At 71.7% G+C, this 3,820-nt stretch carries 2 protein-coding genes; one reads left to right on the forward strand and one right to left on the reverse strand.

The window, feature by feature from the left end:
• Nucleotides 1-51: 51 nt before the first annotated feature.
• Nucleotides 52-1,458: a dihydrolipoyl dehydrogenase gene (lpdA, locus tag ABZ641_RS28845; RefSeq protein ID WP_359986402.1), complete on the reverse strand. Its 1,407-nt coding sequence runs from the start codon at nucleotides 1,456-1,458 to the stop codon at nucleotides 52-54.
• Nucleotides 1,459-1,625: 167 nt separating this feature from the next.
• On the opposite strand from lpdA, the gene ABZ641_RS28850 reads away from it, so the two are divergent.
• A complete protein-coding gene (locus ABZ641_RS28850; protein WP_359986404.1) occupies nucleotides 1,626-3,749 on the forward strand; it encodes an MMPL family transporter in 2,124 nt (707 codons plus the stop codon).
• Nucleotides 3,750-3,820: the final 71 nt, after the last annotated feature.

The following is a 3,820-nucleotide window of genomic DNA, read 5'->3' on the forward strand; positions in this document are numbered from 1 at the left end:
GCGACCCGGTGGGCCGTCACCGCCGGCCGCAGAGAGTGCCGCGGCGGCCGATCAGAAGTTGATCATGTGCCCGGCGAGGCCGTGCACGGCCTCCTTGACCGCCTCGCCCAGCGTCGGGTGCGCGTGCACGTTGCGGGCGACCTCGTGCACCGTCAGGTCCCACTGCTGGGCCAGGGTCAGCTCCGGCAGCAGCTCGGTGACCTCGGGGCCGATCAGGTGGGCGCCGAGCAGCTCGCCGTGCTTGTTGTCGCTGATCAGCTTGACGAAGCCGGCCGCGTCGCCGAGTCCGTGCGCCTTGCCGTTCGCGGTGAAGGGGAACTTCACCACCTTGACGTCGTGGCCCTGCTCGCGGGCCTGCGCCTCCGTCCAGCCGAAACTGGCGATCTGCGGCTGGCAGTACGTGGCGCGCGGGATCATCACGAAGTCGAGCTCCATGGTCTCCGCGCCCGCGATGGTCTCCGCCGCGATGACGCCCATCGACTCCGCCGCGTGCGCCAGCATCAGCTTGGCGGTGACGTCACCGATCGCGTAGATGTGCGGCACGTTGGTGCGACTGCGGCCGTCCACGGCGATCGCGCCGCGCTCGGTCAGCTTCACACCCGTGACCTCCAGGCCGTAGCCCTGGGTGCGCGGCGCGAAGCCGATCGCCTGGAGCACCTTGTCGGCCTCCAGCACCTTCTGCGCGCCGTTCTGGGTGACGGTCACCCGGACCTTGGCGTTCGGGTCCGAGTCGTCGATCGCGTCGACCCGGGTCGACGTCAGCACCTCGATGCCGAGCCGCTTGTACCGCTTCGCCAGCTCCGCCGAGACGTCCGCGTCCTCCAGCGGCACCATCCGGTCCAGGAACTCGACGATCGTCACCTTCACGCCGTAGTTGTGCAGCACGTACGCGAACTCGACGCCGATCGCGCCGGCACCCGCGATGATGATGCTCTCCGGCAGGGTGTCGGCGAGGATCTGCTCCTCGTAGGTCACCACCCGGTCGCTGAGCGAGGTGCCCGGCAGCAGCCGCGTGGTGGCGCCCGCCGCGATGATGCAGTGGTCGAACGTCACCGTCTCGACGCCGCCCGCGGTCAGCGAGACCTGCAGGGTGTGGTCGTCGACGAAGGTGCCCCAGCCGTCGAACTCGGTGATGCCGTTCTTCTTCGTCAGGTAGTGGATGCCGGCCACCCGGCCCTCCGCGACCTTGCGGCTGCGCAGGAACGCCTCGCGGTAGTCGAAGCTGACGCTGCCCTCGACCTTGATGCCGAAGGTCTTGGCCTCCTTGGTGAAGATGTGCGCCAGCTCGGCGTTGCGCAGCAGCGCCTTCGAGGGGATGCAACCGACGTTCAGGCAGACGCCGCCCCAGTACTTGGTCTCGATGACCGCCGTGCGAAGCCCGAGCTGCGCGGACCGGACCGCGGCGGTGTAGCCGCCCGGGCCGGCACCCAGGACCACGACGTCGAAGTGTGAGCTCATGAGCCACACGATAGACCTCGCCGGCGGCGCACGGGCGGGCCGGTGCCGGCCGCCCGATCCGTCACCGACCGCCCTCCGGTGGCATGCTGGGAGAGGCCGTGCGCCCCGCCGGACGGGGGCACCGGAGCGGCCGAGGGAGCAGCCGAGGGCCCGCAAGGGGGTACCCGATGAGCCCGTCCGCAAGGCTTGCCGCACTGCCGTGCGGCCGGCGCGCCAAGTGGGTGGTGCTGGCGTTCTGGCTGGTGCTGCTGATCGTCGCCGTGCCGCTGGCCGGCAAGCTCACCGACGCCGAGGACAACGAGGCCAGCAGCTGGCTGCCCGGCAACGCCGAGTCCACCCAGGTGCTGAACGAGCAGCGCGCCTTCTTCCCCGTCGACATCGCCCAGGCCGTGGTCGTCTACCAGAACGACAACGGCATCACCCCGGCCAACAAGGCCGAGGCGGTCAGGGACGCCGCGGCCTTCGCCGACGCCCCGCACGTCCGCGGACCGGTGGTCGGACCGCAGGTCTCCGCCGACGGCAAGGCCATGCAGACCGTGGTGCCCGTGGACATCGGCACCGGCGGCTGGAAGGACCTGCAACCCGCCGTCGACAGCCTGCGCGCCACCGCCGCCGAGAACAGCGACGGCATGACCACGCACGTCACCGGCCCGGCCGGCGTCGGCGCCGACCAGGCCGAGGCCTTCGCCGGCATCGACAGCACCCTGCTCTTCGCCACCATCACCGTGGTGATCGTGCTGCTGCTGCTCACCTACCGCAGCCCGGTGCTCTGGCTGCTGCCGCTCCTGTCCGCCGGCGCCGCCCTGATCGTCGCCGAGGCCGTCATCTACGTGCTGGCCGCGCACGCCGGCCTCACCGTCAACGCGCAGAGCGCCGGCATCCTGATCGTCCTCGTGCTCGGCGCGGGCACCGACTACGCCCTGCTGCTCACCGCCCGTTACCGGGAGGAACTGCGCCGCCACGAGGACCGCCACGAGGCGATGGCGTTCGCCCTGCACCGGGCCGGCCCGGCCATCCTGGCCAGCTCGGTCACCGTGGTCGCCTCGATGCTCTGCCTGCTGGTCGCCGAGATGAACTCCACCAGAGGCCTCGGCCCGGTCTGCGCGATCGGCGTGCTCGTCGCGCTCGGCGCCATGCTCACCCTGCTGCCCGCCGCCCTGGTGATCGTCGGCCGCTGGGTGTTCTGGCCGGTCCGCCCCGCGTACGGCACCCCCGAGCCCACCAAGACCGGCCGCTGGGCGCACATCGGCGCCTGGATCGGCCGCCGCCCCCGCAAGGTCTGGACGGGCACCGCCCTGGCGCTCGCCGTCTGCAGCCTCGGCCTGATCGCGCTGAACGCCACCGGGCTCTCCACCGCCGGCACCTTCACCGGCAAGCCGGACTCCGTGGTCGGCCAGCAGGTCCTCGCCGAGCACTTCCCCGGCGGCACCGGAGCACCGCTCACCATCGTGAGCACCGCCGCCTCCGGGGAACGCGTCCGGACCGTCACCACCTCCACCGAGGGCATCGCCGGCGCCACCCCCGTGCTCGCCAAGAACGGCCAGGCGCTCTTCCAGGCCACCCTCACCGACCCGCCGGACAGCCAGGCGGCCAAGGACACCGTCGACCGGGTCCGGGCCAACGTCCACGCCCTGCCGGAGGCCGACGCCCAGGTCGGCGGCAACACCGCGGTCGTCCTCGACGCCGGGCGCGCCGCCGGCAATGACAACCGGGTGATCATCCCGCTGGTGCTGGTCGTGGTGCTGGCCGTGCTGGCGATCCTGCTGCGGGCCGTGGTCGCCCCGCTGGTGCTGATCGGCACGGTGGTGCTCTCCTACACCGCCGCGCTCGGCATCAGCGCCTTCGTCTTCACGCACGGCTTCCACTTCGAGGGCGAGGACAACGCCTTCCCGCTGTTCGTCTTCGTCTTCCTGGTGGCACTGGGCATCGACTACAACATCTTCCTGATGACCCGCGTCCGCGAGGAGTCGCTGCACCGCGGCACCAGAGCCGGCGCGGTCGCCGGCCTGGCCGCCACCGGCGGCGTCATCACCTCGGCCGGCCTGATCCTCGCCGCCACCTTCGGCGTCCTCGGCACCCTGCCCATCGTGGGCTTCGCCGAGATCGGCTTCGCGGTCGCCCTCGGCGTCCTGCTGGACACCCTCGTCGTCCGCTCCGTCCTCGTCACCGCCCTCACCATGGACCTCGACCGCCACATGTGGTGGCCCAGCCCCCTCAGCCGCAGACCCACGCCCACGGAGACGGGCCAACCCATAGGGGCGCGGGGAACCGCGCAACCCGGAAGCGGGTGACCGCACGGATCAGGCTCTGCGAAGACAGGGGCGCGTGGGGGCACCTCCCGGCCGAAGGCTGAAAGGTGCCC

Origin of the sequence: Kitasatospora sp. NPDC007106 (assembly GCF_040634455.1) — a bacterium.
Lineage (GTDB): Bacteria > Actinomycetota > Actinomycetes > Streptomycetales > Streptomycetaceae > Kitasatospora > Kitasatospora arboriphila.

Coding starts and splice junctions, on each gene's coding strand:
- ABZ641_RS28850 (WP_359986404.1), top strand. CDS start 1,626: ATGAGCCCGTCCGCAAGGCTTGCCGCACTGCCGTGCGGCCGGCGCGCC.
- lpdA (WP_359986402.1), bottom strand. CDS start 1,458: ATGAGCTCACACTTCGACGTCGTGGTCCTGGGTGCCGGCCCGGGCGGC.